The sequence below is a fragment of the Paenibacillus barcinonensis genome, from assembly GCF_003217495.1.
GTDB classification, from domain to species: Bacteria; Bacillota; Bacilli; order Paenibacillales; family Paenibacillaceae; genus Paenibacillus; species Paenibacillus barcinonensis.
In genome coordinates this window covers 1-5,032 of sequence record NZ_QJSW01000019.1, presented here as the reverse complement: position 1 = coordinate 5,032, position 5,032 = coordinate 1, and the positions used below count along the sequence as shown (strand labels likewise).

Below are 5,032 nucleotides of genomic sequence, written 5' to 3'. Positions count from 1 at the left end.
CACGTTTCCAGTCACCCAGATTACCTGTGCTAATCTTCAGCTGTTGACAGAAAGCCTTCTTCGTCATGCCTTTTTCGGCAATCAGGTGTTCAATTCTCTCATAGATTGACTGCATGCCAGAACCGCCTTCCAACCGTATTAATCAACTCATAGTCACATGATAGAATTATAGCACAATATTTCTGAAGGCTCAGCCTTTAATATCCAGAACCCGCTCCAGTTACTAACATCCTCGCGGGAACTCGTGAACTCATCGCAATTCTCTTCCAAGACCTAAATTCCTCTTACGCTTTGAACCAACGTAAAACGTTCTCCAACGCATTCAATCAACTCGCTCGATCTTGGTTGCAGTTGCTTGAACCGGATAACTCTCCTCGTATCGCCCCGTTGTCCATATACGTACCCGATCACCAACCTCCGCAGTATAGGCGACCCCATTCGTCGCAAGGATATAAGTCTGAGCAAGCTCTCCCACGCCAACAACCGTTATTGTTTTTTCCCCTTTTTCTGTGACAACAACTTCAAGATCCGCCTCCCTCGACACATCGGCAGCCCTTTGATCCTGATAATTATGCACAACGTTATCGGTGTCATCTCCACACCCGGCTGTTACTAAAAACATCAACACTAGCAGATAACCCGACCACCTTAAACGTTCCATCCCCATCCCTCCAGCACTTAACCGTTATATAGGAGTAACGTAGGAACAGCCGTTTTAGTTACACCTCCATAACAAATATAAGAAGGAGCAGAGAAATATAAAGCAAAATGGACTCTCATGAATAAATCATGAAAGCCCATTTCAAGCTGTTTCTGTGATGCGGTCGAGAGGACTCGAACCTCCACGGGTATACACCCACTACCCCCTCAAGATAGCGTGTCTGCCATTCCACCACGACCGCATATTTCATTGTTAAATAAATGGTGAGCCATGAAGGACTCGAACCTTCGACACCCTGATTAAAAGTCAGGTGCTCTACCAACTGAGCTAATGGCTCTTGCTGTAACTCCACCCGATGTTATGCCATGCTTCAAGAAAGGATACAGAGCAGTGAACTTTGAAGAAATCCTAATCAAGAATGCGAATCTCTGACTGGTGAAGAAAGAAAGGTAGTAATAAAATTACTATGACCCGTAGGGGATACTCTCACTCCGTTCGAGACTGCGAAGCAGTTGCTAACGAAGTAACCCTCCGACGAACCCTTGGGATTCTCATCCCTTAATAATAGTAATAAAATTACTATGACCCGTAGGGGATTCGAACCCCTGTTACCTCCGTGAAAGGGAGGTGTCTTAACCCCTTGACCAACGGGCCTTGTGAACATGTCGTCATTCTTGGCGACAAGAATGAGTATATCACATGGAAATAGATTAGTGCAACACTTTTTTTCAAAAACTTTTAACACGTCATGTTGTACTCATATAACAAGCTCACACTCTTATCATGCCTGTACGCTTTTTATGTAAATCAACGGTTAAAAAACTTATAAAAACTTATTTTCACTTACAACATTGCACATCCCATTATAATTACTTATAATTTAACTATAGTAAAACGCACGGTCATCCCTAAATCAAGGAGGCTTTACGTTTGTTTCAGGAAGAACGCATGCAGCTCATCATTGAGCATCTACGCAAACATAATCGCATCTCGGCTGAAGAGATCGTAACCTTATTCGACGTCTCGCGGGATACTGCGCGCCGTGATCTAATTAAGCTTGAAGAGCAAGAAGCCATCATTCGCACGCGTGGCGGTGCCATCCTCCCTTCTCCTCCGCAGGAATTCAGGTCGTACCAGGAAAGACTCAAGTATGTGTCTGAAGAAAAAAGAGCTATCGGGAAGCTCGCTGCCGCACTTGTCCGTTCAGGAGATATCATTATTCTGGATTCCTCCACTACCGTTCAGGCCTGTGCAGAGAATCTGAATGGCAAATCCTGCACCGTGGTCACCAATTCACTACACTCTGCTGAGCTGTTATCCAATCACACCGCAGTTCAAATCCGCCTGCTTGGTGGCAATCTGGATAAGGATCAGCGATATGTCTATGGAACACCCGTAATCGAGACTCTTTCCCACTACTATGTGGATAAAGCTTTTATCGGCATTGGCGGTCTCACACTGGATGGATTTAGCGCCTCCGAAGAGGAAGGCAAAATTAAACATCAAATGATGAAATCGGCCAAAAAGGTCATTGTGCTTGCCGACCATTCCAAAATGGGCAGACGGTATGGTTACCGTTTTGCAGACTGGTCTCTGGTTGACGTATTCATCACCGATCAAATGCCAAACCAGGAGTGGATTGATTTTTTAACAGAACAACAGGTTGAGATACTCATTCCCGAACCTACACAAGATAAGGAGCTGTAAAGATATGAAATTATTTGCTACCGATCTGGATGGAACTCTACTGAATCGAGACAGCCAGATTAGCCGTGAAAACGCAGAGGCTATTGAAAAAGCGCAGCAGGCTGGCATGAAAGTAACCATTGCGACAGGACGTGTATATTCAGATGTTGTTGCAATCAGCCGCCAGGGAGGAATCAAAACCCCGATTATCGGCTCCAACGGCGCAACCATTCATGATGAGAACGGAGAACGCTTATTCCACCTTCCACTGGACCGTGAAACGGCCGGTTCTGTCATGCAATGGCTGGAAGATCAGCACATTTATTATGAAGCTTCAACTCAGATGGGCATCTACGCCGCCATCAGCACTCACGAAACAATGCTTGCCGAACTGGAACGTGTTTTAGGCTCAAAGCCCGGCGAAGATATCGAGCGCATGATTCATTCCATCAAAAAACATTACAACAAAAAAGACTATTACCGCGTGAAGAACCATCTCGAAATTCCCGCAGAAGCATGTATCTATAACATTATGGCCTTCTCGATGAATCCTGAAAAGGTTAAAGCTGGACGCGAGCACTTCTCTTCCAGATCCGATGTTGCCATGGTTGTATCCTTCGAGCATAACTTCGAGATGCAGCACCCGGATGTATCCAAGGGCAATGCCCTTACCAAGCTGGCAGCACATCTGAATATCTCTATGAAGGACACTGCCGCTATTGGCGATAACTTCAATGATGTTTCCATGCTGCAGATGGCAGGACTGGGCATTGCTATGGGTAATGCTGAACCGGAGATTCGGGCCATGGCTGAAACAATCACACGCACAAATGTTGAACATGGCGTCGCTCATGCAATTTATAGCCTGCTGGAAGGCAAACCTATTGCTCCTGTGCAGACCAATGTCTCGGAAGGCCAGTAAAAGGTCCGTAAAGCAGCAGCAAGCACAGGCTCGTGAGCTGAGCCTGTGCTTGCTTTGTTGTATGAGTGCATAATCGCAGCATACTGATATTCGCAGATGAAAATCAAAAAATCCTGTTTGCACGAATAATTAACTCACATTCATGCAAACAGGATTTAAATTTTTATTCAGAACGGAGAGAGAGGCATACTCTCACTTCGCTCGAGACTGCGATGTACCGCTATCGAAGCTTATGCTCCGACGAACCTTTAGGGTTCTCATCCCTGACATTGAAGTATTCTCAGAACGGAGAGAGAGGGATTCGAACCCTCGCACCGCTTACGCAGTCTAACCCCTTAGCAGAGGGTCCCCTTATAGCCACTTGGGTATCTCTCCAAGAAATGGCTCCCCGAACAGGACTCGAACCTGTGACAACTCGATTAACAGTCGAGTGCTCTACCAACTGAGCTATCAGGGAAAATTAACTTGAATAATATTAATTTATCATGATTAATAATTCAAGTCAACATACCTTCGATCAATTTTTACAGCCGATGCATCAAGGTGCAGATCCGATGTTTTGAAGTGTCAATTTTCCTGAACATCGACCGCAGCGATAACGTTTCGGATCTATTTTTCGCTTACGCAAATATTCCATGCCACAGCTCTTGCACACCAGCTTGTACCGATACGGCAGCGGTTTTCTGCCCTGATCTCCGGGAAGGGACTGACAGAACCTTGATCCTCCCACCTTCTGCAGAAGCGCCTTGAATTCAGGGTCCCGATGCTGGTACCCCCGCCCTCGAATATGCAGATGATAGTGACACAGCTCATGTTTGATAATCTTCTCGACTTCGTCTTTTCCGTGTACTTCTAACTGATGTGGATTGATTTCAATGCGATGGCTCTTGAGCATATAACGCCCGCCTGTTGTTGTCAGACGACGGTTAAAAATCGCCTCATGGGTGAACGGAACCCCGAAGTGCTCCAGCGAAATCTGCTCAATCCATTGCTGCAGTTCTTTGTTTTCCATCGTTGTTCCCCTCCTCGGCGCATTTGTTTTCCGGCACAATACTTGAATTTTAACCGTTTCGTAGGCTACACTGTCAAGTAGAATGTATGAGGGGAGATTAATACTCGTTATGCCTACAATGCGCTATGTCATCCTGCAACAAGAGCAACAACTGCAATTTGTTGAAATGCCTGCGGACTATGCTTACCAACTCAGTGCACTTAATCTGCGTCTGCACAAGGAAATTGATAAGCTCACCGCAGCAGATGTACCCGTTCTGCCCTGGGCAATTGCCGAATGTAATCAGCTCGACCTGTTGAATGAAAACCTGTCCATTATCGGCGGCCTTGATTATATTAATGCTCTTGAAGAGCGATTCGCCGCTCTGCGTGAAAGCAATTATCCACTAATCTCCCTGTTAACCGAGATTCGGGCATTACAAGCTCAATTAGAACAGTGGTATGAGGAAGAAATGGAATAATCTCTTCGGTCAACACGGAAAGCGTGCCGCCCTTGATCAGGGTGATACGCTTTTTTTTCATCCCGGTGCTAATTAAACTTCTCCCCCTTCGTGTTCACTCCGCTGGCATTGGCTTATGCCAAAATGTAACGCTCACCAGAAACCTTATTTTGCCGAAAGCACATGATTAACGCACTTTTTTATACTCATCTACATGAATAAGCTTTCCTGAGATCGTTGCTATGAACGTTTTAGTCAAGCCCAACACAAAAATGATGCAATTTAGCCCGAAGCCCTAAGCGCGGGGGTCCA

Annotated in this window: 5 protein-coding genes and 5 tRNA genes; 3 read left to right on the top strand and 7 right to left on the bottom strand. The window is 45.6% G+C overall.

Annotation, left to right across the window (positions count from 1 at the left end; translation table 11 throughout):
- Nucleotides 1-322 precede the first annotated feature (322 nt).
- The 4 genes from DFQ00_RS21995 to DFQ00_RS21980 all read right to left on the bottom strand — a co-directional run bounded on the left by DFQ00_RS21995 (nucleotide 323) and on the right by DFQ00_RS21980 (nucleotide 1,315).
- On the bottom strand, nucleotides 323-661 hold the full coding sequence (locus DFQ00_RS21995) for a DUF3221 domain-containing protein (RefSeq protein WP_167433799.1): 339 nt from the start codon (nucleotides 659-661) through the stop codon (nucleotides 323-325).
- A gap of 158 nt (nucleotides 662-819) precedes the next feature.
- A tRNA-Leu gene (locus DFQ00_RS21990) sits at nucleotides 820-902 on the bottom strand.
- Between the two features lie 20 nt (nucleotides 903-922).
- Nucleotides 923-998, bottom strand: a tRNA-Lys gene (locus DFQ00_RS21985).
- 245 nt (nucleotides 999-1,243) lie between these two features.
- Nucleotides 1,244-1,315 (bottom strand) — tRNA-Glu (locus DFQ00_RS21980).
- 276 nt (nucleotides 1,316-1,591) lie between these two features.
- Here DFQ00_RS21980 and DFQ00_RS21975 point away from each other — a divergent pair.
- The gene (locus tag DFQ00_RS21975) at nucleotides 1,592-2,368 is read left to right on the top strand and encodes a DeoR/GlpR family DNA-binding transcription regulator (RefSeq protein WP_110898630.1); all 777 of its coding nucleotides are present in this window, start codon (nucleotides 1,592-1,594) and stop codon (nucleotides 2,366-2,368) included.
- A gap of 4 nt (nucleotides 2,369-2,372) precedes the next feature.
- The gene (locus tag DFQ00_RS21970) at nucleotides 2,373-3,269 is read left to right on the top strand and encodes a Cof-type HAD-IIB family hydrolase (protein WP_110898629.1); all 897 of its coding nucleotides are present in this window, start codon (nucleotides 2,373-2,375) and stop codon (nucleotides 3,267-3,269) included.
- A gap of 286 nt (nucleotides 3,270-3,555) precedes the next feature.
- Here the strand turns inward: DFQ00_RS21970 and DFQ00_RS21965 are convergent.
- The 3 genes from DFQ00_RS21965 to DFQ00_RS21955 form a co-directional block, all read right to left on the bottom strand.
- Nucleotides 3,556-3,644, bottom strand: a tRNA-Ser gene (locus DFQ00_RS21965).
- Between the two features lie 6 nt (nucleotides 3,645-3,650).
- Nucleotides 3,651-3,726 (bottom strand) — tRNA-Asn (locus tag DFQ00_RS21960).
- A gap of 81 nt (nucleotides 3,727-3,807) precedes the next feature.
- Nucleotides 3,808-4,281 (bottom strand): SprT family protein, encoded by a 474-nt coding sequence (locus DFQ00_RS21955; protein ID WP_110898628.1) that lies wholly within the window; start codon nucleotides 4,279-4,281, stop codon nucleotides 3,808-3,810.
- A gap of 109 nt (nucleotides 4,282-4,390) precedes the next feature.
- On the opposite strand from DFQ00_RS21955, the gene DFQ00_RS21950 reads away from it, so the two are divergent.
- A complete protein-coding gene (locus DFQ00_RS21950) occupies nucleotides 4,391-4,741 on the top strand; it encodes a hydrolase/acyltransferase (protein WP_110898627.1) in 351 nt (116 codons plus the stop codon).
- Nucleotides 4,742-5,032: the final 291 nt, after the last annotated feature.

What these genes read in the sequence shown, in the direction of transcription:
- DFQ00_RS21995 (WP_167433799.1), bottom strand. Translation starts at nt 661, where the DNA reads ATGGAACGTTTAAGGTGGTCGGGTTATCTGCTAGTGTTGATGTTTTTA.
- DFQ00_RS21970 (WP_110898629.1), top strand. Translation starts at nt 2,373, where the DNA reads ATGAAATTATTTGCTACCGATCTGGATGGAACTCTACTGAATCGAGAC.
- DFQ00_RS21955 (WP_110898628.1), bottom strand. Translation starts at nt 4,281, where the DNA reads ATGGAAAACAAAGAACTGCAGCAATGGATTGAGCAGATTTCGCTGGAG.
- DFQ00_RS21950 (WP_110898627.1), top strand. Translation starts at nt 4,391, where the DNA reads ATGCCTACAATGCGCTATGTCATCCTGCAACAAGAGCAACAACTGCAA.